Genomic DNA, 24,814 nt, shown 5'->3' on the forward strand with positions numbered 1-24,814 from the left:
CCGTCGAACGCATGATGCGCGACGCCAAGATCACCCAGATCTACGAAGGCACCAACCAGGTCCAGCGCATCGTCATGGCCCGCAACCTCCCGTAACCACCTGCCCGTCGAAAGGAGACAGGCCGTGACCCTGAAGATCGCTGTCTGTGTGAAGTACGTTCCCGACGCCACCGGCGACCGCGGTTTCGCCGACGATCTGACCACCGACCGCGAGGCCGTGGACGGTCTGCTCTCGGAGCTCGACGAGTACGCGGTCGAACAGGCCCTGCGGATCTCCGAAGAGGCGGACGACGCCGAGGTCACCGTGGTGACGGTGGGCCCGGACGACGCCAAGGACGCGCTGCGCAAGGCGCTGTCGATGGGCGCCGACAAGGCCGTGCACGTCAACGACGAGGACATCCACGGCACCGACGTCATCGGCACCTCGGCCATCCTCGCCAAGGCCCTGGAGCGGACCGGCTTCGACCTGGTCGTGTGCGGCATGGCCTCGACGGACGGCACCATGGGCGTGCTGCCGGCGCTGCTTTCCGAGCGGCTGAACCTGCCGCAGATGACGCTGCTGTCCGAGGTCTCGGTCGAGGACGGCACCGTGAAGGGCCGCCGGGACGGCGACGCCGCGAGCGAGCTGCTCCAGGCCCCGCTGCCGGCCGTCGTGTCGGTCACCGACCAGTCGGGCGAGGCCCGTTACCCCTCCTTCAAGGGGATCATGGCCGCCAAGAAGAAGCCGGTCGAGGAGCTGGACCTGGACGACCTCGGCATCGACGCCGACGAGGTCGGTCTCGCGGGCTCCTGGACCCTGGTCGAGTCGGTCGCGGCGCGCCCGCCCCGTACGCAGGGCACGATCGTCACGGACGAGGGCGAGGGCGGCAAGCAGCTCGCCGCGTTCCTCTCCGCCCAGAAGTTCATCTGACCCACCGTCACCACCCCTCAGGAGCAAGGAATCATGGCTGAGATCCTGGTTCTCGTGGACCACGCCGACGGTGCGGTCCGCAAGCCGGCCCTCGAACTGCTCACCCTGGCCCGCCGGCTCGGCGAGCCCTCGGCGGTCGTCCTCGGCGCCGGCGAGGCCGCGGCCTCGATCGCCGCGACCGCCGGCGAGTACGGCGCGGCGACCGTGTACGTCGCGGACGGCGCCGAGTTCGGCGAGCAGCTGGTGGTGCCGAAGGTCGACGCGCTGGCCCAGATCGCCCGGGACAAGGGCGTCGCCGCCGTGCTGGTGACGTCCTCGGGCGAGGGCAAGGAGGTCGCGGCGCGCGTGGCGCTGCGCCTGGGCTCGGGGCTGATCACGGACGCCGTGGAGCTGGAGGCCGGCGAGAACGGCCCCGTCGCCACCCAGTCGGTGTTCGCCGCCTCGTACCAGGTGAAGTCGGCCGTCTCGCACGGTGTGCCGGTCATCACCGTCAAGCCGAACTCGGCCGCCCCCGAGGCCGCTCCGGCCGCCGGCACGGTCGAGAACGTGTCGGTCGCCTTCTCGGGCAACGCCGCCACGGTCGTCTCGCGCACCCCGCGGGTCTCCACCGGCCGCCCGGAGCTGACCGAGTCGGCGATCGTGGTCTCCGGCGGCCGCGGTGTCGGCGCGGCCGAGGGCTTCGAGGTCGTCGAGAAGCTGGCCGACTCGCTCGGCGCGGCCGTCGGCGCCTCCCGCGCCGCCGTCGACGCCGGCTGGTACCCGCACTCCAACCAGGTGGGCCAGACGGGCAAGCAGGTCTCGCCGCAGCTGTACATCGCGGCGGGCATCTCCGGCGCGATCCAGCACCGGGCCGGCATGCAGACCTCGAAGACCATCGTCGCGGTCAACAAGGACCCGGAGGCCCCGATCTTCGACCTGGTCGACTACGGCGTGGTCGGTGACCTCTTCGAGGTGCTGCCGCAGCTGACGGAGGAGATCGGCGCGCGCTGATCCCTCACATGACGAGAGGGGCGGGGGGGGGGGGGGGGGGGGGGCCCCCCCCCCGGGGGGGGGGGGGGGGCGCCCCCCCCCCCCCCCCGCCCCTCTCGTCATGTCCGCGGTCCGTCAGAACCAGCCGTCGAGCGCGACCTCCTCGCAGAGCCGGACGACGGGCCTCCGGTCGGCGCCGGAGCCCTGGTGGGCCAGCCTGACCCGGGCTCCGGGGCGCACCGCGTGCGGGGGTCCGTCGACCCGGCAGCGGACGACGAAGCCCTCGGCCATGTGCACCGGCCAGAGGTCGGCCTGGGCGGCGGTGAAGGCCCGCCGCACCGAGATCACCCCTTCTCCGGCGCTGAGTTCGGGGGCCAGGTCCGTCGACCCGCAGGTCGGACAGAGCAGGCGCTGGAAGGTGGTGGTGTGGCACCAGCGGCAGCGCTGGAAGTAGAGCTCGGGCTCGGCGGCCGACTCGTCGGCCAGGACGCTGGTCCCGTTCCGCAGGCCCGTTGATCCGGATCCGGTGGGGAACACGATGCTTCTCCTTGCACTCGGCGGCTCAACCGTGCATGGAGCAAAGATATGGCACTGAGTGCCAGCAAATAAAGACCTGAGTTCCCTCAATTGACGATACTGAGATCCCTCCGTGTCCTCTCAGTTCTCCCCGAGGCTCGACTCCACCTCGCGCACCACGCGCCACATCGGGGTGGAGCGCCTGGTGATGACGACGACCACGTCGTCCTCCTCCCCCACCGGAGCCGCCGCGTGCGGGCTCCAGGTCTCCCGCACGAACGCGAGCGCCCGGTCGACCTCCGCCAGCGGGTCGCCCTGGCCGCCGGAGCGCAGCCAGTGGCGCAGGGCGTGGTTGTGGGCGGCGACGACGGCCGCCGCCACGACGTTGGCCCGCAGGGTGCCGTCCCGGCGGTCGGCGAAGCGGGTGCGCAGATAGTCGCCGAGGGTCTTCTCGTACCGCCAGACGACGGAGAGCTCGTACGTCCGCAGCCCGGTCACCTCGCGGGTGAGGCGGTAGCGCTGGACGGAGAAGGTCGGGTTCTCGGCGTACATCCGCATCACGAGCCGGGTGGCCTCGCAGACGCGCTCCAGGGGGTCGTCGGTGTCCTCGCTCGCGGCGAGGAAGGCCGTCATGTCGGCCAGGCTCTGCTCGTGGTCGGGGAAGACCACGTCCTCCTTGGAGGGGAAGTAGCGGAAGAAGGAGCGCCGGCCGACCCCGGCCGTCCTGACGATGTCGTCGATCGTCGTCTGCTCGTAGCCGCGCTCCAGGAAGAGCTGGAAGGCCGCCGCGACGAGGGAGTCACGCATCGAGGGCTTGGCGGGGTTGGTGCTCATGCCCCGAACCTAGCACTCGGACCCCTCGTGCGGCGGCACTTGGTGCCAAGCACCAGGTCAGGACCGCCTGCGTCTCAGCGGGCGGCCATGCGCAGGGCGCCGTCCATCCGGATGGTCTCACCGTTGAGGTAGTCGTGCTCGGCGATCATGGTGACGAGACGGGCGTACTCCTCGGGGCGGGCGAGCCGCTGCGGGAAGGTGACCCCGGCGGCGAGCCCGGCCCGGATCTCCTCGGAGAAGCCGGCCATCATCGGGGTGTCGACGATACCGGGGGCGACGGTGACGACCCGGATGCCGAACGGGGCGAGGTCGCGGGCGGCGGTGAGGGTCATCCCGGCGACGCCGGCCTTGGACGCGGCGTACGCGATCTGGCCCACCTGCCCCTCGAAGGCGGCGATGGAGGCGGTGTTGACGACGAGCCCGCGCTGTCCGTGCGCGTCGGGCTCCTGCCGCGCGATGACCTCGGCGGCGAGCCGCATCACGTTGAAGGTGCCGAGCAGGTTGACGTCCAGGACAGCACGGAACAGCGCGAGGTCGTGCGGCCCCTTGCGGCCGAGGATCCGCGCGGAGGGCGCGATGCCGGCGCAGTTGACGGCGAGCCGCAGCCCGGCCCCGTCCTCCTCGACGCGGGCGAGCGCGGCCCGCACCTGCTCCTCGTCGGTGACGTCGGCCGCGATCAGGGTGACCCCGTCGGCGGGGGCCTCGGCCCCGGCGACCGCCTTGTCGAGGTCGAGACCGTAGACGGTGGCCCCCTTCGCGGCGAGCGCGGCGGCGGTGGCGGCCCCGAGCCCGGAAGCGGCCCCGGTGACGAGCGCGGCGGAACCTGCGATGTCCATGGAACTCCTCGTACGAACCGGCGGCCCGCCTCCGGGCCGCCTCATGGGTGGTCTGCTGCTTCCCGGGGCCCGGCCCCGGGCCCCGGACGCCCCGCCGCGGTCAGGCAACGGTCAGGCCGCGGCTGATGACCAGCCGCTGGATCTGGTTGGTGCCCTCGAAGATCTGCATGATCTTCGCCTCGCGCATGTAGCGCTCGACGGGGAAGTCACGCGTGTAGCCGTAGCCGCCGAGGACCTGCACCGCGTCGGTGGTGACCTTCATGGCCGTGTCGGTGGCGATCAGCTTCGCCACGCTGGCCTGGCGGCTGAAGGGGCGGCCGAGGTCGCGGCGGCGGGCCGCGTCCAGGTAGGTCGCCCGGGCCGTGTCGACGGCGGCGGCCATGTCGGCGAGCAGGAAGCCGAGGCCCTGGTGGTCGATGATCTTCCGGCCGAAGGTGGTGCGCTCGTTGGCGTACGCGACGGCGGCGGCGAGGGCGGCCTGGGCGAGTCCGGTCGCGCAGGCGGCGATGCCGAGACGGCCGTTGTCGAGGGCGCTGAAGGCGATCTGGAGGCCCTGTCCCTCGGCGCCGATGCGGCGGTCGGCCTCGACGAGCGCGCCGTCCCAGTAGGCGGAGGTGGTGGGGACCGCCTGGAGGCCCATCTTGCGCTCGGGCCTGCCGAAGCTCAGGCCGTCGGCGGCGCCGGGGGCGAGGAAGCAGGAGATGCCGTGGCTGCCGGGGGCGGTGCGGGCGAACAGGGCGTAGAAGCCGGCCCGGCCGCCGTGGGTGATCCACGCCTTGGTGCCGGTGACCCGGTAGGCGGCGCCGTCCTCGGTGAGCTCGGCCTTGCAGGCGAGCGCGGCGGCGTCGGAGCCGGCCTGGGGCTCGGAGAGGCTGTAGCCGCCGATGAGGCGGCCCTCCAGCATGTCCGGGAGCCAGCGCTCCTTCTGCTCCGGGGTGCCGAAGGCGTACAGCGGGTGGCAGGCGAGCGTGTGGACGCTGGTGGCGACGGCGACGGCGGCCCAGCGGGCGGCGAGCTCTTCGAGGACCTGGAGGTAGACCTCGTACGGCTGGCCTCCCCCGCCGAACTCCTCGGGATAGGCGAGGCCGAGCAGCCCGGCCTCGCCGAGGGTCGCGAACAGCCCTTCCGGATAGGTCTCGGCGGCCTCGTGCTCGTCGGCGCGGGGGGCGAGCTCCTTGTCGGCGATCTCCCGCACGAGAGCGATGAGGTCCGCTGCCTCGGGGGTGGGAAGCAGGCGGTCGACATCCATGGCGACTCCATCACGACGCAGTCGGTGCTGCGAAAGAGCGAAACGGTACTGCGAGGGGTACCGCAGTACCGGTTAGCGTAGCGCAGAAGGCTGCCCGCGTAACCCCCCGAACGGGTCGACCCGGCATACTGTTCGGGTGATCGAGACCTCCGCCGCCGACACACCCCGGCTCACCGGCCGGGGCGCCGCCCGGCGCTCCGAGCTCTTCGAGGAGCTGGTGGCGCTCCTGGTCTCCGAGGGCTTCTCCCAGCTGACCCTCGACGACCTCGCCGCCCGGCTGCACTGCTCCAAGCGCACCCTCTACGGCCTCGCAGGCAGCAAGGAGCAGCTCGTCCGGGCCGCCGTGGTGCACTTCTTCCGGCGCGCCACCGTCCGCGTCGAGTCGGTGCTCGCCGCCGAGTCCGACCCGGCCGAGCGCCTTGCCGCCTATCTGCGCGCCGTCTCGGCCGAACTGGCCCCGGTCTCGGGGGAGTTCTTCGACGACGTGGCCGCCTTTGAACCGGCCGCGGAGGTGTACGAGCGCAACACGCGCGCCGCGGCGGGCCGCGTCCAGCAGCTGATCGAGGAGGCGGTCACGGCCGGTGTCTTCCGCGAGGTGCACGTGACCTTCGCGGCCGACGTCATCGCCTCCGTCATGGTCCGCATCCAGCGGCGCCAGGTGGCCGCCGCGACCGGCCTCGCCGACGCGGCGGCGTACGAGCAGCTCGCCGAGCTCCTGCTGCACGGCCTCCGCAAGGGCTGAGCCCGCGGCCCCGCCTGGGCGGGCCCCCGCGCCCGTACCGTACGCGTGCCGGTGCCGGGGCCCGCGCCACGGCGCACGCGCCCCGGCGCCGCCGCCCACGCCCGCGCACGCGCCCGACGTGACGACCGCACGCGAAAAGCCCGTCGGGCACTCCGGAAGACCGGAGTGCCCGACGGGCAGGACGAGACAAGGGCGCCGAGGAACCGGCGCCCGCGCCGGGCGCCGGCCGCCGGACCGGCCGTCAGGCCACCAGACCGTCAGGCCACCACGCCCTCAGGCCGCCAGACCGTCAGGCGGACCCACGGGCGGCTCCTCAGGCCACCGAGCCGATGCGGCCCGCCGGCGTGCGCGGGCCGTCGTGGTGGATGGGGGTGTGGGCGCCGGTGAGGGAGACGCCGCTGCCGCCGCGGCGGTTGGCGACGATCTCGGCGCCGATGGACAGGGCCGTCTCCTCCGGCGTACGGGCGCCGAGGTCGAGGCCGATCGGGGAGCGCAGGCGGGCGAGTTCGAGTTCGGTGACGCCGACCTCGCGCAGGCGCTTGTTGCGGTCCTCGTGGGTGCGGCGGGAGCCCATCGCGCCGATGTAGGCGACGGGAAGCCTCAGGGCGGTCTGGAGCAGGGGCACGTCGAACTTGGCGTCGTGGGTGAGGACGCACAGCACGGTGCGGCCGTCGATCTCGCCCGCGGCGGCCTGGGCCTCCAGGTAGCGGTGGGGCCATTCGACGACGATCTCGTCGGCGTCCGGGAAGCGGAGCTTCGTCGCGAAGACGGGCCGGGCGTCGCAGACGGTGACGTGGTAGCCGAGGAACGCGCCGACCCGGACCAGCGCGGACGCGAAGTCGATCGCGCCGAAGACGATCATGCGGGGGGCGGGGACCGAGGACTCCACGAGGAGGGTGAGCGGCTGTCCGCAGCGGCTGCCGTCCTCGCCGATCTCGACGGTGCCGGTGCGGCCCGCGTCCAGCATCGCGCGGGCCTCGCCGGCGGCGGTGCGGTCCAGCTCGGGGTGGCCGCCGAGCCCGCCCTCGTACGAGCCGTCGGGGCGGACCAGGAGCGCCCGGCCCATGAGCTCCTCGGGGCCGGACACGATCCGGGCGAGGGCCGCCGCCTCCTTGGAGACGGCGGCGGCCAGCGCGGCGGGGTAGACCCCGCCGCGGACCGGGGTGACGAGGATGTCGATGACACCGCCGCAGGTCAGACCGACGGCGAAGGCGTCCTCGTCGCTGTAGCCGAAGCGCTCGACGACCGTGCGGCCGTCCTCGATGGCCTGTTGGCACAGCTCGTAGACGGCGCCCTCCACACATCCGCCGGAGACGGATCCGATCGCCGTGCCGTCGCTGTCGACGGCGAGCGCGGCGCCCGGCTGCCGGGGCGCGCTCCCGCCGACGGCCACCACGGTGGCGACGGCGAAGTCACGTCCCTGCTCGACCCACCGGTGCAGCTCCTCGGCGATGTCCAGCATCTCGAACTCCTCGTGGATGTGTGGGAGGGCGGCATCAGGGGCGTCAGCCGACGCCCAGCCAGCTCTCGATCGGATGGATCGCGAAGTAGACGACGAAGACGGCCGTCAGGGCCCACATGAAGGCTCCGACCTCCCTCGCCTTGCCCTGCGCGGTCTTGATGACCGCGTAGGAGATGACGCCGGCCGCGACACCGGTGGTGATGGTGTACGTGAAGGGCATCAGGACCACGGTGAGGAACACCGGGATCGCCACGGAGCGGTCGCTCCAGTCGACGTGCTTGGCGTTCTGCATCATCATCGAGCCGATGACGACCAGGGCCGCGGCGGCGACCTCCTGCGGCACGATCGCGGTGAGCGGCGTGAAGAAGAGGCACAGGGCGAAGAAGGCGCCGGTGACCACGGAGGCCAGGCCCGTACGGGCGCCCTCGCCGACGCCGGTGGCGGACTCGACGAAGACCGTCTGGCCGGAGGCACCGCCCGCGCCGCCGATGACGCCGCCGGCGCCGTCGATGAACAGGGCCTTGGACAGGCCCGGCATGCGGCCCTTGTCGTCGGCGAGCTTGGCCTCGGTGCCGACGCCCAGGATGGTCGCCATGGCGTCGAAGAAGCCGGCGAGCACCAGGGTGAAGACGATCATGGTGATCGTGATGTAGCCGACGTCGCCCCAGCCGCTGAAGGACACGTCGCCGAAGAGCGAGAAGTCCGGTGCGGAGACCGCGCTGCCGTCGAGCTCCGGCGCGCCGGAGAACCAGGCCTTGCCCGGGATGTCGGCGATCCAGTTGAGGACGACCGCGACGATCGTGCCGACGACGATACCGATGAGGATGGCGCCGGGGACGTTGCGGGCCTGCAGGGCGAAGATCAGCAGCAGGGTGACGGCGAAGATCAGGACCGGCCAGCCCTGGAGCTCACCGGCCGGGCCGAGCGACACGGGACCGCCGCCGGGGGCGGGGTTCTCGTGCACGAAGCCGGCCTTCACGAAGCCGATGATGGCGATGAAGAGACCGATGCCGATGGTGATGGCGTGCTTGAGCGCGAGGGGGATCGCGTTCATGATCATCTCGCGGAGGCCGGTGACCACCAGGAGACAGATCACGGCACCGTAGGCCACCGACATGCCCATGGCCTGCGGCCAGGTCATGACGGGGACGACCTGCGAGGCCATCACGCCGGAGACGCTGAGACCGGCCGCGAGGGCCAGCGGGACCTTGCCCCAGAAACCCATCAGGAGGGTCGTGGCGGCCGCGCACAGCGCCGTGGCGGTGATCAGCGCGGGCTGGCCGAGGACGTTGCCGTCCACATCCTTGCCGGAGAGGATCAGGGGGTTGAGCAGGAGAATGTACGCCATCGCCATGAAGGTGGTGACGCCGCCGCGGATCTCCGTCGCGACGGTGGATCCTCTCTCCGAGATGTGAAAGTACCGGTCGAGCCAAGACCTGCCGGCGGGGTTGCGCGAGCCGTTGCCCGCGTCCTCGGCCGTGGTCTTGGGCTCCACTGACGACTGGGTCATGGGGCCTACTCCCAAGGTTCAAAGGGGCACCCGCAGAAAGCGTTGGGGATTGCGGGATTTGGGATATCAAGTTGGCTGCACGACCCGGGGGACGGCCCGAGACGAACGGGTGAATCGGTACTGCGGTGGTGCGGTGGTGCGGTACCGCGGATCTGCGGTACCGCGGTGGTGCGGCTCTTCTGTGGTGCGTACTGCTGTGGTGCGGTACTGCGGGGATCCCCGGACGGTGCGGGCTGGGAAGTGTGACGTTCCTGGGAGGCACGCACCGTCCGGAGAGGTCCTACAGGGTGCCGGTCAGCGCCTCGGGGCGGACCGGCGTCTTGTTGAGCTCGAGCCCGGTCGCGTTCCGGATCGCCGCGAGGACGGCCGGGGTGGACGACAGGGTCGGGGCCTCACCGATGCCCCGCACGCCGTACGGCGCGTTGGGGTCGGCCAGCTCGATGTAGTCGACCGGGATGGTCGGCGTGTCGAGGATGGTCGGGATCAGGTAGTCCGTGAAGGAGGGGTTCTTCACCTTCGCGGTCTTCGGGTCGACGATGATCTCCTCCATCACTGCCACGCCCAGGCCCTGGGTGGTGCCGCCCTGGATCTGGCCGATGACGGAGAGGGGGTTGACCGCCTTGCCGACGTCCTGGGCGCAGGCCAGCTCGATCACCTTGACGAGACCGAGCTCGGTGTCCACCTCCACCACCGCGCGGTGCGCGGCGAAGGCGTACTGGACGTGGCCGTTGCCCTGGCCGGTGACGCGGTCGAAGGCCTGGGTGGGGCGGTGCCGCCACTCCTCCTCGACCTCCACGGCCTCGTCGCCGAGGACGTCCACGAGGTTCGCGAGGACCTCGCCGCCGTCGGTGACGACCTTGCCGCCCTCCAGGAGCAGTTCGGCCGTGGCCCACGCCGGGTGGTACGAGCCGAACTTGCGCCGGCCGATCTCCAGCACCTTCTCCCGCACGATCTCGCAGGAGTTCTTGATGGCGCCGCCGGTCATGTACGTCTGGCGGCCCGCGGAGGTCGAACCGGCCGAGCCCACCTGGGTGTCGGCGGGGACGATGGTCACCTGCTGGACGCCCAGCTCCGTGCGGGCGATCTGGGCGTGGATCGTGACACCGCCCTGGCCGACCTCCGCCGCGGCGGTGTGGACCGTGGCGACGGCCTCGCCGTTGATGACCTCCATGCGGATGCGGGCGGTCGAGTAGTCGTCGAAGCCCTCGGAGAAGCCGACGTTCTTGATGCCGACGGCGTAGCCGACGCCCCGTACGACACCCTCGCCGTGCGTGGTGTTGGACAGGCCGCCCGGCAGCGCGCGGACGTCCGCGCCCTCCCCGGCCGACTCCCACTGGCGCTCCGGCGGCAGCGGGCGGGCCTTGACCCGGCGCAGCAGCTCGGCGACCGGCGCCGGCGAGTCCACGACCTGGCCGGTCGGCATGATCGTGCCCTGCTCCATGGCGTTGAGCTGGCGGAACTCCACCGGGTCCATGCCCAGCTTGGCCGCGAGCTTGTCCATCTGGGCCTCGTAGGCGAAGCAGGCCTGGACCGCGCCGAAGCCGCGCATGGCGCCGCAGGGCGGGTTGTTGGTGTAGAGGCCGATCGCCTCGATCTCCACGTCGTCGATGACGTACGGGCCGACCGACAGCGACGAGGCGTTGCCGACGACGGAGACCGTGGAGGAGGCGTAGGCGCCGCCGTCCAGGACGATCTTGCACTTCATGTGCGTGAGCTTGCCGTCCTTGGTGGCGCCGTGCTCGTAGTAGAGCTTCGCCGGGTGCCGGTGGACGTGCCCGAAGAAGGACTCGTACCGGTTGTAGACCATCTTGACCGGCTTGCCGGTGCGCAGCGCGAGCAGCGAGGCGAGGATCTGCATCGAGATGTCCTCGCGGCCGCCGAACGCGCCGCCGATGCCCGCCATCGTCATGCGGACCTTCTCCTCGGGCAGGCCGAGGCACGGGGCGATCTGCTGGCGGTCCGCGTGCAGCCACTGGGTGGCCACGTACAGGTCGATGCCGCCGTCCTCGGCCGGCACCGCGAGACCGGACTCGGGGCCGAGGAAGGCCTGGTCCTGCATGCCGAAGGTGTACTCGCCCTTGACGATGACGTCGGCGCGCTTGGCGGCCTCGTCGGCGTTGCCCCGGATGATCGGCTGGCGGTGCACGATGTTGGGGTGGGGGACGTACGCGGCGTGGTGGTCGTCGCGGTTCTCGTGCACGAGCACGGCGTCGGGGGCGGTCGCCGAGGCCTCGTCGGTGATGAGGGGCAGCTCCCGGTACTCGACCTTGATCTTGGCGGCGGCGCGGCGCGCGGTCTCCGGGTGGTCGGCGGCCACGAGGGCGACCGGCTCACCGTGGTGGCGGACCTTGCCGTAGGCGAGGACCGGGGTGTCGCGGAACTCCAGGCCGTAGTTCTTCGCGGCCGGCAGGTCGTCGGCCGTCATGACGGCGTAGACGCCGTCCATGGCCAGGGCCTCGGAGGTGTCGATCGACACGATCTCGGCGTGCGCGACGGTGGACCGCAGGGTCTGGCCCCACAGCATGTCCTCGTGCCACATGTCCGAGGAGTAGGCGAACTCGCCGGTGACCTTGAGGGTGCCGTCCGGGCGGAGGGTGGACTCGCCGACGCCGCCCTTGGTGTGGTTCTGGGTGACCTCGGTCGGCGTGCCGGCCGGTACGGTGCGTGTGTTCTGAGCCATCGTCAGACCGCCTCTCCCTGGCGCTCCTGGCGAGCGGCCGCGAGGCGGACCGCGTCGAGGATCTTCTCGTAACCGGTGCAGCGGCAGAGGTTGCCGGAGAGCGCCTCGCGGATGTCCGCGTCCGACGGGGACGGGTTGCGCTCCAGCATCTCGTCGGCCGCGACCAGCAGACCGGGGGTGCAGAAGCCGCACTGGACGGCGCCCGCGTCGATGAACGCCTGCTGGATCGGGGACAGTTCGACGCCCTCGCCGGTCTGCGAGTCCTGACCGGGCTTGGCCTCCCACCGCTTGGCCTCGTCGAGCGAGGTGCCGCAGGCGCCGGAGGCGCAGCCGCCGTGGCCGTGCTCCTCGCGCTGCTTGGCGTACTCCGCCAGGCCCTCGACGGTGACGACCTCGCGGCCCTCGACCTGGCCGGCGGCGACCAGGCACGAGCAGACCGGCACGCCGTCGAGACGGACCGTGCAGGAACCGCACTCGCCCTGCTCGCAGGCGTTCTTGGAGCCGGGCAGACCCAGGCGCTCACGCAGAACGTAGAGGAGCGACTCGCCCTCCCAGACGTCGTCGGCTTCCTGCGGACGACCGTTGACCGTGAAATTCACGCGCATGGTTATGCAGCTCCTTCAAGGGTGCGGCCGGTGCCGCGGTACTGCTCCCAGGTCCAGCCCAGCGTGCGGCGGGCCATGATGCCCACCGCGTGCCGGCGGTACTTGGCGGTGCCTCGGACGTCGTCGATCGGGTTGCAGGCGCCGGAGGCGAGCTCCGCGAACTGCTTGGCGATCGAGGGAGTGATGATCTTGCCGCTCTCCCAGAAGCCGCCCTCCTCGAGAGCCGCGTTCAGGAACTCCTCGGCGGCCGTCGCCCGCACCGGCGTCGGCGCGGCGGAGCCGATGCCGGTGCGCACGGTCCGGGTCTCCGGGTGCAGCGCGATGCCGAAGGCGCACACGGCGATCACCATCGCGTTGCGGGTGCCGACCTTGGAGTACTGCTGGGGTCCGTCCGCCTTCTTGATGTGGACGGTCTTGATGAGCTCGTCGGGCTCCAGCGCGTTGCGCTTCACGCCCTTGTAGAACTCGTCGATGGGGATGAACCGGCTGCCGCGCACCGACTCGACCTCGACCTCGGCACCCGCCGCGAGGAGCGCGGGGTGGGCGTCGCCGGCCGGGGACGCGGTGCCCAGGTTGCCGCCGACGCCGCCGCGGTTGCGGATCTGCGGAGAGGCGACCGTGTGCGAGGCGAGCGCCAGACCCGGGAGCTCGGCCCGCAGGTTCTCCATGATCTGGGTGTACGGGACGGAGGCGCCGAGGCGGACGTTCTCCTCGCCGACCTCCCACTCGCGCAGCAGCTCGATCCGGTTGAGGTCCAGGAGGTACTCGGGACGCCGGTGGTCGAAGTTGATCTCGACCATGATGTCCGTACCGCCTGCGATGGGCACGGCCGTGGGGTGCTCTGCCTTGGCGGCGAGCGCCTCCTCCCAGCTGGCGGGGCGAAGGAAGTCCATGGTGGCTCTCTTCTTGTGCTTCTAGTGATCAGGGGGGTGTCGTTCGTACGGGCCAAAGGGGACGGCCGGCCCTCGACATGCAGTTCATGTGCTGTTCACGTGGTGTGTGGCCTAGTACACAAGCCCTCCGACCTCGGGGTGCAGTGACAGAAACCATGAAGCGGTTGGCTGGCTGCCATCGTCGTCTTGTAGATTCGAACGAAAGGCGGGGAACAGTCACCTCACTGTTTCCCCCCGGAAACGGTGGCACCGCGCCACCGACGACAACGCGACACCCATCCACCCCTGACGAAAAGGAACGGCGGCGACATCATGCGGCTGCGCGCACTGCTGGAGAACGACGCGCTGGGGCTGCGCCTGCTCGGGGGCGAGGACGAGCTGGACCGCACCGTCCGCGGCGTGATGACGACGGACCTGAAGGACCCGAGCCGCTACCTGTCCGGCGGTGAGCTGGTCCTCACCGGCCTCGCCTGGCTGCGGGAGCCGGCCGACGCCGAACCCTTCGTCCGCATCCTCGCCTCCGCCGGCGTGGCCGCCCTCGCCGCCGGAGAGGCCGAGCTCGGCGACATCCCCGACGATCTCGTACAGGCGTGTTCTCGCCACCGGCTGCCGCTGTTCGCGGTCAACGAATCCGTTGCGTTCGCGACGATCACCGAGCACGTTGTTCGACAGGTCTCCGGCGAGCGCGCCGGAGACCTCGCCGCCGTCGTCGACCGCCACAGGCGCCTGATGACCTCCGGGCCCGCCGGCGGCGGCCCCGAGGTGGTCCTCGACCTGCTCGGCTCCGACCTGGACCTGCGGGCCTGGGTGCTGTCCCCCACCGGCCGCCAGATCGCCGGTGCCGGAGAACCCCTGGAGCCGGGCCTGGCCGCCACGCTGGCCGGCGAGCACCTCGCCGCCACCCGCACCGGACGGCGCGGCCCGCACCGCCTCACCGTCGCCGGATCGCCCTACTCGCTGTTCCCGATCCGCAACACCGGCCGCGGCGCCGCCCCCGCCACCCGCGACGTGCGCGAAACCGTCCTGTCCGACTGGCTGCTCGCCGTCGAGGCCGACGCCGGCGACTGGCCCGCCGCCCGCCTCGACCTGCTCCAGGGCGTCACCCAGCTCATCGCCGTCGAACGCGACCGGCGCGAGGCCGCCCGCACCGTGCGCCGCCGGCTCGCCCAGGAAGTCCTCGAACTCGTCCAGACCGGCGCCGCGCCCGCCGAGATCGCCGCCCGCCTCCGCGTCGCCGCCCCCGTCCTCCTGCCCGGCCTCGGCACCGCCCCGCACTGGCAAGTCGTCGTCGCCCGCGTCGAATGGGACCAGGAGCCCGGCCAGAGTGCCGTCGACACCGGCCCCATCGCCCAGTCCCTCCTGGAGGAGATCCTCGTCGACCCGGCGGCCTCCGGAGCCGACTCCGCCGACCGGATCGCCGTCGCCCACAGCGGCGACGAGGCCATCGCCCTCGTCCCGCTCGCCACCGCCCCCCTGCCCGACAGCGAGGACGAGGTCCCCGCCGCCGCCGTCGGCCTGCACGCCGACGCCCTCCTCGCCTCCGTCCGGGCCCCGCTCTCCGCCGGACTCGACGGCGACGGCCGGCTCACCCTCGGCGTCAGCGCCGCCGTCCACTCCGCCGAGGGCCTGCGCGGCGCCCTCGAAGAGGCCCGGCACGCCCGCCGCGTCGCCGCCGCCCGCCCCGGCCGGGTCTGCGCCGCCGGACACCACGAGCTCGCCTCGCACGTCCTGCTGCTGCCCTTCGTGCCCGACGACGTGCGGCGCGCCTTCACCGCGCGGCTGCTCGACCCGCTGAAGGACTACGACCGACGCCACCGCGCCGAGCTCATCCCCACCCTCGAAGCGTTCCTCGACTGCGACGGCTCCTGGACCCGCTGCGCCACCCGCCTCCACCTGCACGTGAACACGCTGCGCTACCGGGTGGGGCGGATCGAGCAGCTGACCGGACGCGACCTGTCCCGGCTGGAGGACAAGCTCGACTTCTTCCTCGCCCTGCGCATGAGCTGAACGGGTGAAGACGACTCCCGGGTGAGCGCGTTCATCTCATCGGGTGATCAAGCGGGCTGACGGGGCGGCAGGCGACTGCCGCCCCGTGCCATGCCGGGCCGGGTTTCCGCCACCCCTCCCTTTGTGAAAAGTTTCACCCGACCCCTTGGCCCGGCGTCCGGGTTCGTGCTGAGATGCCGTCCTACTCAACAGCTCGATGGCGCGCTCGGGGAGGGCAATGTGGAGTACGGCCGGGGCACCCCACTGGAGACCGCGGTCTGGAGACTTCGCTCACGCGGCTGCTGGACGGACGCAGCCGAACTCCTCGCCCCGCAAGCGGCCGAACCGGCCGCCGCCCTCGAACGAGCGGCTCTCCTGATCGAACGCTGCCTCTACACCGAGCAGGGCTGGGCCGACGCGGAGGAAGCCCTCCGCGCGGCGGAGGCCGTCGCGACGAGCGACGAGGAACGCGGGGCCGCCGCCTGCGAGCGCGGTTACCTCGCGTACGCCTCCACCCTGCTCGGCGTCCGCGACCGGGCCGACGAGGCCCGCGCCGCGCTCGGGCGCGCGGCGGCCCTCATCGGCCCCGAGACGCCCCGCCGCGCCCTGCTCGACTTCCGGCGCGGCCTCGTCGCCCAGAACCTCGGCGACTCCCCCCAGGCGGCCCGCGCCGCCTACCGCCGCGCCCACGAGGGCGCCACCGCCCACGGCGACACCCTCCTCCTCTCCTTCACCTGGCGCCACCTCGCCGGACTCGCCCTGCGCGAGGGCCAGTTGGCGGAGGCGCGACACGGCTTCACCGAATCGCTGCGGATCCGCGAGGAGTTGGGCTACCTGGTGGGCACGGTCCCGGCGCTGGCCTCGCTCGCGGAGGCGGAGACCGAACCGGAGGCGGGGCGGCTACGGGCTGAGGCGGGGCGGCTGTTCCGGCTGCTCGGGGGCGTACCGACGTGGCTGGCGGGGCAGTTGGCGCCGCGCGCGGCGGTCTGAGGGTTCGCGGCGGCCTGAGGGTTCGCGGGGGGACGCGGGTTTCGCGGGGGCGCGGGTTCGCGGGGCGCGGCTGCGCGGTGGGGGGTGGCGCGGGGGCCGCTCCGGGGGTCGCATTCGGGACTGCATGATTTACGGCGCGGGGCCGTGCCCGGAGACGTACGGGCCCTTGTTCCGCGCCACAAATCACGCTTTACGTCCCGAACACGACCCCCTGCGCGTCCCCCACGCCGGGCCGTCGGGCGTCTGCGGGCCGTGCCACGACGCGCGCGTTATCCACTGACCCGCTCCAACCGCACCAGGGCCTCGTCCAGGCCCACCACCAGCGCGCCGTCCGGCGTGACGGTCACGGACCGCACCGGCGGGCCCGGGCGGAAGTCCACGTGGTCGTCCTGCTCCAGGCGGTCGAGCCGCACCGTGCCGTCGGCCCAGGCGGTCGCGAGGAGCGGGCCGTGGGGGGTCTCGGTCGCGGAGAGGGAGACGACCGGAGAGGGGCGCTCGGCCAGCGGGGACGGGTCCGGGTCGCGGCCCGGGGTCCAGCGGCGGACCGTGCCGTCGGTGCCGCCGCTGCAGACGAACGGGGTCGCCGACTCGACCGCCGCCACGGCGGTGACGCGGCCGCTGTGCAGGGCGGCCTGGTGCAGGCCGGTGAGGCCGAAGGCGTGGACGGAGCCGAGCCGGTCGCCGACGACCACGGAGCCGGCGATGGCGGCGAGGGCCGTGCCGGGGTGGCGGGTGAGGGTGGTGGAGACCGCCTCGGTGAGGCGCTGGAGGTAGGGCGGGCGGGGCCGGGTGCCCCGTACGGTGTGCAGCCGGCCGCGCTCGTCGAGCAGCAGGACGGTGCCGTCGGGGGCCGGGGCGAGGGAGGTGACGCGCCCGGTGACGGGGTGGTCGAGACGCCCGAGGGGGCGGGCGTCGGCCGCGGACAGCAGGTGGACGGTGCCGGCGAGGTCGGCGACGAGGAGGGTGCCGTCCTGGGCGGCGAGGGCGGCGGCGGGGCCGGGCCAGGGTGGTGCGACGTCCCCGGCGACGCGGGTCCAGCGCACGCGCCAGGGCGCGCCGGCGGCGAGCTCGTGGAGGGCGGGCCGGAGCCGGGGGTCGGCGCCGTCGCCGAGGAGGGCGAGGAGGCCGAGGGCCCGGTCGGCGGGGGTGCGGGCGGCGCACAGGGCCTGGCCGGCCCGCAGCCAGGCGGGGCGGAGGCCGCCGTGGTCGTCGGCGGGGTCCTGGACGTAGCCGGTGGTGACGGCGACGGGGTCGGCGGCGCAGACGGCGTGGGGGTCGGAGAGGTCCGGCGGGAGCTGGGCGGGGGGCTGGGGCGGCTCGGGGGCCTGGTCCTCGTCGACGAGGGTGACGCGGCCTTCGGCGAGGAGGGTGTGTTCGGGCGTGCCGGGAACGGTCTCGACGACGACGCGGACGCGGCCGAGGGCGGCGAGGTCCTTGAGGAGGCGGGCGACGGCGAGGGGTTCGGCGGCGGTGTGGAGGGCGGGCAGGAGGAGGACGGTGCGGGTGGCGCGGCCGGTCTCGGTGGTGGCGAGGGCGCGGACGAGGTCGCCCGGGGAGGCGGCGACGACGCCGAGGTGGTCGGCGACGGCCCAGGCGGTGCCGAGGGCGGTGCGGCCGGTGAGCGGCACGAGGGCGCGGGTGGTGCGCCGGCGTCCGGCGGCGCGGGGGCCGTGGGCGGCGAGCCAGTCGAGGAGTCCGGGGGCGCCGGTGACGAGGCACAGGCGGGGGGCGTCGGGGGCGGTGAGCCAGCCGAGCAGGGCCGCGGCCCCGGGGCGCTCCGCGCGGACGGACGGCATGGGCACCTCTCGGTCGGCGCGGTTCGGACGTACGGAGACCTTAGTCGTCAGTCCTGCGCTCCGGTGAAGTGCTCCCGTACGAGGGACGACACGACGGGGAGGTCCTGGGCGACGAGGGCGTCGAGGAGGGCGGTGTGTTCGGCGGCGTCGGCGACGAGCCGGCCGTGGCTGGTGGCGGGGGCGCTGACGAGGGGCCACTGGGAGCGGCGGTGGAGGTCGTCGGCGATGTGGAGGAGCTGTTCGTTGCCGGCGAGGGAGAGGACGGCGCGGTGGAAGGCGCGGTCGGCCTCGGCGTAGTGGGCGCGGTCGCCGCGGGCGGCGGCGGTGGCGGTGGCCTCGGCGAGGGGGCGGAGTTCGGCCCAGCGGGCGGCGGGGACGGTGCGGGCGAGCCGGAGCATGACGGGGACCTCGATGAGGGCGCGGACCTCGGCGAGTTCGGCGAGTTCGCGGGGGGTGCGTTCGACGACCCGGAAGCCGCGGTTGAGGACGACCTCGACGGCGCCTTCGGTGGCGAGTTGTTGCATGGCTTCGCGGACGGGGGTGGCGGACACGCCGAAGCGTTCGGCGAGGACGGGGGCGGAGTAGACCTCGCCGGGGCGGAGTTCGCCGCCGACGAGGGCGGTGCGCAGGGCCTGGAGGATCTGACCGCGGACGGAGTGGCGGCGGACGGTCCTCGGGGCCGGCTCGCCGTGGGTGTGTTCGCCGCGTACGTCGTGGGCGCGGGCCTGCCCGGGGACCCTCGCGGTGGCGTCGTAGGGGCTCTGGGCATCGCCGTGGGACGCGGGCGCGGACCTGTCGGTGGTCCGTCCGCGCGTGTCGCCGTGCTCCACCCGGGTCCTCCTGCGCTGTCGTGCCGGGCCCCGGCTCGCGGTGGCGGGGTCCCCCGTGCACGATAGGCGGACGGCGTCGCAGTTCAAACACCGTACGCATCGGGTAAGGTAAGGCTAACCTGCTAACGATCGCGATTCGGTGGTCCCGCATGACCGTGCCCGCTCTGCTGCCGTCTGCTCCCGCTTCGCCCGTCGCGGCCGCGTACGCCCGGCTCGGCGAGGTGTTCACCGCCCTGCGCGTCGACGAGCGGGCCAGGGACGAGCGCATGCCGTGCGGTACGGGCTGGGTCGGCGCGGACGAGCTGGGCGCGGGCGGGGACGGCCTGGACGCCTTTCTCGCCTGGGACGACACGCAGGTGCGCCGGGACTACGGGCGGCCGGCCCGCCCGGACGTGGTGGCGAGTTTCGCACTGCACCGTTACGCCTGGCCGGTCTGCCTCCTGGTGACCCTGCCGTGGTTCCTGCACCGCAGGGTGCCCCGCCTTCCGGCCCGGAACGTGGCCTTCCATCGGGCGCTCGGCCGGCTCGCCGTGCGGGTGGAGGAGTTCGCCTGTCTGCCGGGTGACCCGGCGGCCGCGCTGCCGGGCGCGCGCGTGGTGGCAAACGAGGAGGCGCTGCGGGCGGAGGTGCGCGAGGCGCTGGCCGAGCACTTCGAGGAGGTCCTGGCCGGCTTCCGCCCCCGGATGCGCCGGGGACCGCGGGCGCTGTGGGGCATGGTCACGGACGAGATCGTCGAGGGCCTGTGGTACATCGCGGCACTCCTCGGCGAGGAGCGGCGGGCGCTGGCGGAGCTGGAGCGGCTGATGCCGGGGTCGGTCACACCGTACGTGGGGGCGGCCGGTTTCCGGGAGCTGCCGGGTTCGGCGGAGGCGTGCGGGACGGCACGCTCCACGCGGGACCGGGCGTCGTGCTGCCTCTTCTACACGCTGCGCCCCGAGGACACCTGTCTGACCTGTCCGCGGACGGCCGACGCGGAGCGGGTCCGCCGGCTCGCGGCGACCGCCTGAGGTCACACCACTCCCCCGGGTGATGTGACTCGAACACAACCCGGCTTCTTAGCGCGCGAGTTCGACCAGATCGCACCTATTCGTATGCCGTGCGACCCCGTTGGCGTGCTCTTGCCGCGAAACCCTCTGCCCGCCCCGCCCGGTCGGCCAGTATGGGCGGCCGTATCGCCCTGTTGCGAGGCACTACTGCGAGGCAAGGGACACCGCAATGAGACTGACCGACATATCGCTGGACTGGCTGCTTCCGGGCGGCGTGATGGTGGCGGGAGTCCTGACGGCGGTGGCGGTGCTCGCGCGCGGCAAGCGCGCCGGTGACCAGGCCGCGGCCGAGGACTCCTGGGAGCGCAGCGAGGAGCGCCGCAGACGCAAGGAGGCCGTCTACGGCACCGCCTCCTACGTCCTGCTCTTCTGCTGTGCCGCGGTCGCGGCGGCGCTCTCCTTCCACGGGCTCGTCGGCTTCGGCCGGCAGAACCTCAACCTCTCCGGGGGCTGGGAGTACCTGGTCCCGTTCGGCCTCGACGGCGCCGCGATGTTCTGCTCGGTGCTGGCCGTCCGCGAGGCCAGTCACGGCGACGCGGCCCTCGGCTCCCGTCTGCTGGTGTGGACGTTCGCGGGCGCGGCGGCCTGGTTCAACTGGGTGCACGCCCCGCGCGGCCTGGGCCACGCCGGTGCTCCGCAGTTCTTCGCGGGCATGTCGCTGTCGGCCGCGGTGCTCTTCGACCGGGCACTGAAGCAGACCAGGCGGGCGGCGCTGCGCGAACAGGGCCTGATCCCGAGGCCCTTGCCGCAGATCCGGATGGTCCGCTGGCTGCGGGCGCCCCGGGAGACCTTCGGCGCCTGGTCGCTGATGCTCCTGGAAGGCGTACGGACCCTGGACGAGGCCGTCGACGAGGTGCGCGAGGACCGCCGGGAGAAGGAGCGGAACCGGATCCGCAGGCGGGAGCAGGCGAAGCTGGACCGGGCGCGGCTGAAGGCGCTGAACCGTCAGCACCGCGCGTTCGGCCGGTCCGGCCGTCAGGTCGAGATGGCGGCGCTGGGGGCCGCCTCCGGTGCGGGCTCCGCGACGGGCACGGTGCAGGCCGCCGTCGCGGAGCCCGCCATAGCGGACCCCGGACAGCTGCCGCTTCGACCCCGGCCCTCCCTCCAAGCCGTGAAGGGCGCTGAGCCGCGCCCGGGTGATTCCCGCACGGCGGAGCCCCGGACGGTGGACCTCACCGCCGAGGACGACACCCAGACGCTGCCCCGGCTCGACTCCCTGGAGCGCAAGCTCGCGGACCTGGAGCAGCAGTTCGGCTGAACGCGGTCACGGCGGGGCCGCCTCAGGCGGCCCCGCCGTTCAGTTCGAACCAGACGACCTTGCCCGCCTCGTGGTTCTCCACCCCCCAGGAGTCGGCGAGTGCCTGGACGAGGACGAGTCCCCTGCCGTGCGTACCGTCGTCGGCGTGCGGTACGCGCGGTGCGGGCAGCCCGGAGACGAAGTCCCGGACCTCGACCCGCAGGTGCTCGGGGGCGACGGTGGCGCTGACCACCGCCCCGTGGTCCGTGTGGATCAGGGCGTTGGTCACCAGCTCGCTGGTGAGCAGTTCCGCGACGTCGGTGGCGCCCGGTCCGCCCCACGTCCCCAGCATCGCCCGCAGGGCGTGCCGCACCTCCGGCACCGCGGCGAGATCCGCGCATCCCACCTTTCTGAGCAGCCCCGTCGGCTGTTTCGCCTCCCCGGCCATAACCCCCCACCCCGTCGTCGCGTCGAACAGGCTCACGGGGATGCATGCCCAAGGGGCACGCGGGCATTCATCGGCGTGCACGGACCGTCAGGGCCTGGGTACGTTCCGCAGGTTGGATCGAGCCATCTGGAGCATGCGGCCCACTCCCCCGTCGAGGACGATCTTGCTCGCGGAGAGGGCGAAGCCGGTCACCATGTCGGCCTTGATCTTCGGCGGGATGGACAGGGCGTTGGGGTCGGTGACGACGTCGACAAGGGCCGGCCCCTTGTGCCGGAAGGCGTCCTTCAGGGCGCCCGCGAGCTGCTTGGGCTTCTCGACGCGGACGCCGTAGGCTCCGGCCGCGCGGGCGACGGCGGCGAAGTCGGGGTTCTTGTAGGACGTTCCGTACGAGGGCATGCCGGCGACCAGCATCTCCAGCTCGACCATGCCGAGCGAGGAGTTGTCGAAGAGGACGACCTTCACCGGCAGGTCGTACTGCACGAGGGTGAGGAAGTCGCCCATCAGCATGGAGAATCCGCCGTCGCCCGACAGGGTGACGACCTGGCGTCCGCGGTCGGTGAACTGGGCGCCGATGGCCTGCGGCAGCGCGTTGGCCATGGAGCCGTGGCTGAACGAGCCGATGATGCGGCGCCGCCCGTTGGGGGTGAGATAGCGGGCCGCCCACACGTTGCACATGCCGGTGTCGACGGTGAAGACGGCGTCGTCGTCGGCGATTTCGTCGAGGACGGAGGCGACGTACTCGGGGTGGATGGGTACGTGCTTGTCGACCTTGCGGGTGTAGGCCTTGACGACGCCTTCGAGGGCGTCGGCGTGCTTCTTGAGCATCTTGTCGAGGAAGCGCCGGTCCGTCTTGGCCCGCACGCGCGGGATGACGCAGCGCAGGGTCTCGCGCACGTCGCCCCACACGGCGAGGTCGAGCTTGGAGCGCCGGCCGAGGCGCTCGGGCCGTACGTCGATCTGCACGATCTTCACGTCGTCCGGCAGGAAGGCGTTGTACGGGAAGTCGGTGCCGAGCAGGATCAGCAGGTCGCACTCGTGGGTGGCCTCGTAGGCGGCGCCGTAGCCGAGGAGCCCGCTCATCCCGACGTCGTACGGATTGTCGTACTGGATCCATTCCTTGCCGCGCAGCGCGTGGCCGACGGGCGCCTTCACCCGTTCGGCGAACTGCATGACCTCCGGGTGCGCGCCGGCGGTGCCGCTGCCGCAGAAGAGCGTCACCCGGTCGGCGGAGTCGATCATCCGGACGAGGGCGTCGATCTCGGCGTCGCCGGGCCGCACGGTGGGCCGGGTGGTGACGAGCGCGGTCTCGACCGCCTGGTCGGGGGCCGGTTCGGAGGCGAGGTCGCCGGGGAGCGAGACGACGCTGACGCCGCCCTGGCCGACGGCGTGCTGGATCGCGGTCTGGAGCAGCCGGGGCATCTGCTTCGGGCTGGAGATGAGCTCGCTGTAGTGGCTGCACTCGCGGAACAGCTGGTCGGGGTGGGTCTCCTGGAAGTAGCCGAGGCCGATCTCGCTGGAGGGGATCTGGGAGGCCAGGGCCAGAACCGGGGCCATGGAGCGGTGGGCGTCGTACAGGCCGTTGATGAGGTGGAGGTTGCCGGGGCCGCAGGAGCCGGCGCAGGCGGCGAGCCGGCCGGTGATCTGGGCCTCGGCGCCGGCGGCGAAGGCCGCCGTCTCCTCGTGCCGCACCTGGATCCAGTCGATGGCGGCGTTGCGGCGGATGGCGTCGACGACGGGGTTCAGGCTGTCGCCGACGACTCCGTACAGGCGCTGGACGCCCGCGCGGACGAGGATGTCGACGAACTGTTCTGCGACATTCTGTTTGGCCATGGGTCCATCAACCCATGGCCGTGGAGGTTACGCCTCCCAGACGGCCACCCCCGTACGGTCGTCGGCGTAACCGGTCACCCTCAGCTGGGTGTCGGCGAGGAACGCGGCGAGTCCGGGCGGCTCGGCGCCGGCCCAGCGGGCGGCGAGCTCGCGGGCCAGGGCCGGTTCGCCGCGCAGCGGCTCGGCCAGGCCGTGGGAGGCGAGCAGCAGGGTGTCGCCGGGGCGGGCGACGGAGGCGCGGAAGCGGAACGGTTCGGCGGGCGGGGGCGGAGGGTCCTCGACGAAGGGGCGGCCGGGCGCGTCGGTGACGCCGAGCTTCAGGGTGAGCCGGTCACCGGTCTCGGTCGCCTCGGGGACGTCGGCGGCCTCGCGGGGGTCGGCGGCCTCGCGGGGGTCGCGGGGATCGGCCGTGGCCGGGGGTGACGGCCGCGTGCCGGCGGTGGCGGCCGGTTCGGGCAGGAGGGGCTCGATGTCCTGCCAGGCGCCGTCGCGGAGGCGGAAGAGTCCGCCGGGGCCGACGCCGAAGAAGATCCGGGTGCGGCACGCCGGGTCGGCGGTGAGCAGCAGACAGCGCAGGCCCGCCGTGTACTCCTCGGGGTCGAGGCCGCGTTCGGCGGCGCGGGCGCGCAGCTTGCCGTAGGTGCGGTCGGTGAGCCGGTGGAGGCCGGACTTGAGGTCGCGGCGGCGGCCGGAGCGGATGTCCTCGGAGAGCCGGGCGTGGCTGCGCCCGACGGACTCGCCGATCCAGCGGCAGACGTCGGCGGCGGCGAGGTGGGCGTGTTCGGCGGTGCGCCGGCCGGCGGCGACGGCGACGAGGACGAGGGCGCTGTCGTCCTGGCCGAAGCGGGCGGTGAGCAGGGCGTCGCGGCGGGGTTCGCCGCGGAAGCGGGCGGAGTCGCCGCGGACGGAGGCGGCGCGCAGCGTGTAGGCGCCGTAGCGGGCGCCGTCGAGGACGGTGTCGGCGACGAGTGCGTCGAGCTCGCCGGGGCGGGCGGCGGGCAGGGCGGTGGGTTCGGCCTCGTAGGTGGGCGGCCGGCTGCCGATGTGTCCGGTACGGGGGCGGGGCGCGGGGACCTGGACGGTGGGGGGCTCACTGGGCGGTGCCAGGGCCGGCTGCGCCAGGGGCGGCGGCGTCCGGGCGGGTGCGGCCTCGGCGGGCGGAGCCTCGGCGGGCGGGGCCTCGGCGGGCGGATCCGCCTGGGGCGGGGCCTCGGTGGGCGATCCGGCTTCGGGCGGGGCCTCGGCGGGCGGGCCGGCCGTGGTGCGGGCGGCGGAGGCGTAGCGCTCGTCGAGACTGTCGGACGTCGGGGCGGGCGCGGTGTCGGGCGCCGCCTCGTCGTAGAGCTTGTCCCACCAGTTGGTGTCCCCCTGCTGAGTCATGCCCTTATTGTCCACCGCACAGGCCGTCAGAAAACGGGACATCCGGAAATGTGTCGCGGAAGCAGG

22 protein-coding genes are annotated in these 24,814 nt (G+C 73.1%); 8 read left to right on the plus strand and 14 right to left on the minus strand.

From position 1 onward, the window contains the following. From ABTZ91_RS15110 to ABTZ91_RS15120, 3 genes are all read left to right on the plus strand, one after another. A partial coding sequence (locus ABTZ91_RS15110; RefSeq protein ID WP_132919430.1) for an acyl-CoA dehydrogenase family protein occupies positions 1 to 95 on the plus strand: 95 nt, incomplete at its 5' end. A 28-nt stretch (positions 96 to 123) separates the two neighbouring features. After that, positions 124 to 909 carry an electron transfer flavoprotein subunit beta/FixA family protein gene (locus tag ABTZ91_RS15115; protein WP_352077586.1) on the plus strand — a complete coding sequence of 262 codons (786 nt, stop codon included), beginning with the start codon at positions 124 to 126 and terminating at the stop codon, positions 907 to 909. Between the two features lie 33 nt (positions 910 to 942). Beyond that, the gene (locus ABTZ91_RS15120) at positions 943 to 1,899 is read left to right on the plus strand and encodes an electron transfer flavoprotein subunit alpha/FixB family protein (protein ID WP_352077587.1); all 957 of its coding nucleotides are present in this window, start codon (positions 943 to 945) and stop codon (positions 1,897 to 1,899) included. Positions 1,900 to 2,013: 114 nt separating this feature from the next. On the opposite strand, the gene ABTZ91_RS15125 is transcribed toward ABTZ91_RS15120, so the two are convergent. From ABTZ91_RS15125 to ABTZ91_RS15140, 4 genes are all read right to left on the minus strand, one after another. Next, positions 2,014 to 2,415: a zinc ribbon domain-containing protein gene (locus tag ABTZ91_RS15125; protein WP_352077588.1), complete on the minus strand. Its 402-nt coding sequence runs from the start codon at positions 2,413 to 2,415 to the stop codon at positions 2,014 to 2,016. Between the two features lie 120 nt (positions 2,416 to 2,535). Then, the gene (locus tag ABTZ91_RS15130; RefSeq protein WP_352077589.1) at positions 2,536 to 3,228 is read right to left on the minus strand and encodes a TetR family transcriptional regulator; all 693 of its coding nucleotides are present in this window, start codon (positions 3,226 to 3,228) and stop codon (positions 2,536 to 2,538) included. Positions 3,229 to 3,302: 74 nt separating this feature from the next. Further along, positions 3,303 to 4,064: an SDR family NAD(P)-dependent oxidoreductase gene (locus ABTZ91_RS15135; protein WP_352077590.1), complete on the minus strand. Its 762-nt coding sequence runs from the start codon at positions 4,062 to 4,064 to the stop codon at positions 3,303 to 3,305. A 100-nt stretch (positions 4,065 to 4,164) separates the two neighbouring features. Next, positions 4,165 to 5,313 (minus strand): acyl-CoA dehydrogenase family protein, encoded by a 1,149-nt coding sequence (locus ABTZ91_RS15140; RefSeq protein WP_352077591.1) that lies wholly within the window; start codon positions 5,311 to 5,313, stop codon positions 4,165 to 4,167. A gap of 136 nt (positions 5,314 to 5,449) precedes the next feature. Here ABTZ91_RS15140 and ABTZ91_RS15145 point away from each other — a divergent pair, with 136 nt between their 5' ends. Further along, positions 5,450 to 6,055: a TetR/AcrR family transcriptional regulator gene (locus ABTZ91_RS15145; RefSeq protein WP_352077592.1), complete on the plus strand. Its 606-nt coding sequence runs from the start codon at positions 5,450 to 5,452 to the stop codon at positions 6,053 to 6,055. A gap of 313 nt (positions 6,056 to 6,368) precedes the next feature. Here the strand turns inward: ABTZ91_RS15145 and ABTZ91_RS15150 are convergent, their stop codons facing one another. The 5 genes from ABTZ91_RS15150 to ABTZ91_RS15170 all read right to left on the minus strand — a co-directional run bounded on the left by ABTZ91_RS15150 (position 6,369) and on the right by ABTZ91_RS15170 (position 13,205). Then, the gene (locus ABTZ91_RS15150) at positions 6,369 to 7,517 is read right to left on the minus strand and encodes an XdhC/CoxI family protein (protein ID WP_352077593.1); all 1,149 of its coding nucleotides are present in this window, start codon (positions 7,515 to 7,517) and stop codon (positions 6,369 to 6,371) included. Between the two features lie 43 nt (positions 7,518 to 7,560). After that, positions 7,561 to 9,027 carry an NCS2 family permease gene (locus ABTZ91_RS15155; RefSeq protein ID WP_352077594.1) on the minus strand — a complete coding sequence of 489 codons (1,467 nt, stop codon included), beginning with the start codon at positions 9,025 to 9,027 and terminating at the stop codon, positions 7,561 to 7,563. Between the two features lie 280 nt (positions 9,028 to 9,307). Further along, positions 9,308 to 11,707, minus strand: a complete 2,400-nt coding sequence (locus ABTZ91_RS15160; RefSeq protein WP_352077595.1) for a molybdopterin cofactor-binding domain-containing protein — start codon at positions 11,705 to 11,707, stop codon at positions 9,308 to 9,310. Between the two features lie 2 nt (positions 11,708 to 11,709). Continuing rightward, on the minus strand, positions 11,710 to 12,312 hold the full coding sequence (locus ABTZ91_RS15165; protein WP_345484892.1) for a (2Fe-2S)-binding protein: 603 nt from the start codon (positions 12,310 to 12,312) through the stop codon (positions 11,710 to 11,712). A gap of 2 nt (positions 12,313 to 12,314) precedes the next feature. After that, complete coding sequence (locus ABTZ91_RS15170; RefSeq protein ID WP_352077596.1) at positions 12,315 to 13,205, minus strand: xanthine dehydrogenase family protein subunit M; 891 nt, start codon at positions 13,203 to 13,205, stop codon at positions 12,315 to 12,317. Positions 13,206 to 13,517: 312 nt separating this feature from the next. On the opposite strand from ABTZ91_RS15170, the gene ABTZ91_RS15175 reads away from it, so the two are divergent. After that, entirely contained in the window at positions 13,518 to 15,212 is a 1,695-nt protein-coding gene (locus ABTZ91_RS15175) for a PucR family transcriptional regulator ligand-binding domain-containing protein (protein ID WP_352077597.1), read from the plus strand. A gap of 219 nt (positions 15,213 to 15,431) precedes the next feature. Then, positions 15,432 to 16,181, plus strand: coding sequence for a hypothetical protein (locus tag ABTZ91_RS15180; protein WP_352077598.1), 750 nt, complete (start codon positions 15,432 to 15,434; stop codon positions 16,179 to 16,181). Between the two features lie 269 nt (positions 16,182 to 16,450). Here the strand turns inward: ABTZ91_RS15180 and ABTZ91_RS15185 are convergent, their stop codons facing one another. Further along, positions 16,451 to 17,977 (minus strand): hypothetical protein, encoded by a 1,527-nt coding sequence (locus tag ABTZ91_RS15185; protein WP_352077599.1) that lies wholly within the window; start codon positions 17,975 to 17,977, stop codon positions 16,451 to 16,453. A 47-nt stretch (positions 17,978 to 18,024) separates the two neighbouring features. Then, positions 18,025 to 18,807 (minus strand): GntR family transcriptional regulator, encoded by a 783-nt coding sequence (locus ABTZ91_RS15190; RefSeq protein WP_352077600.1) that lies wholly within the window; start codon positions 18,805 to 18,807, stop codon positions 18,025 to 18,027. A 149-nt stretch (positions 18,808 to 18,956) separates the two neighbouring features. Between ABTZ91_RS15190 and ABTZ91_RS15195 the strand changes: the two genes are divergently transcribed. Together ABTZ91_RS15195 and ABTZ91_RS15200 are read left to right on the plus strand one after the other, a co-directional pair. After that, complete coding sequence (locus tag ABTZ91_RS15195) at positions 18,957 to 19,814, plus strand: (2Fe-2S)-binding protein (protein WP_352077601.1); 858 nt, start codon at positions 18,957 to 18,959, stop codon at positions 19,812 to 19,814. 208 nt (positions 19,815 to 20,022) lie between these two features. Then, positions 20,023 to 21,111, plus strand: a complete 1,089-nt coding sequence (locus tag ABTZ91_RS15200; RefSeq protein ID WP_352077602.1) for a DUF2637 domain-containing protein — start codon at positions 20,023 to 20,025, stop codon at positions 21,109 to 21,111. Between the two features lie 22 nt (positions 21,112 to 21,133). Here the strand turns inward: ABTZ91_RS15200 and ABTZ91_RS15205 are convergent, their stop codons facing one another. From ABTZ91_RS15205 to ABTZ91_RS15215, 3 genes are all read right to left on the minus strand, one after another. Next, positions 21,134 to 21,538: an ATP-binding protein gene (locus ABTZ91_RS15205; RefSeq protein ID WP_352077603.1), complete on the minus strand. Its 405-nt coding sequence runs from the start codon at positions 21,536 to 21,538 to the stop codon at positions 21,134 to 21,136. Between the two features lie 87 nt (positions 21,539 to 21,625). Then, positions 21,626 to 23,368, minus strand: a complete 1,743-nt coding sequence (locus tag ABTZ91_RS15210) for a pyruvate dehydrogenase (RefSeq protein WP_352077604.1) — start codon at positions 23,366 to 23,368, stop codon at positions 21,626 to 21,628. Positions 23,369 to 23,395: 27 nt separating this feature from the next. Beyond that, complete coding sequence (locus ABTZ91_RS15215) at positions 23,396 to 24,748, minus strand: protein phosphatase 2C domain-containing protein (RefSeq protein WP_352077605.1); 1,353 nt, start codon at positions 24,746 to 24,748, stop codon at positions 23,396 to 23,398. Positions 24,749 to 24,814 lie beyond the last annotated feature (66 nt).

Source organism: Streptomyces sp. NPDC126499 (genome assembly GCF_040302485.1).
In the GTDB taxonomy this organism is placed as follows: Bacteria; Actinomycetota; Actinomycetes; order Streptomycetales; family Streptomycetaceae; genus Streptomyces.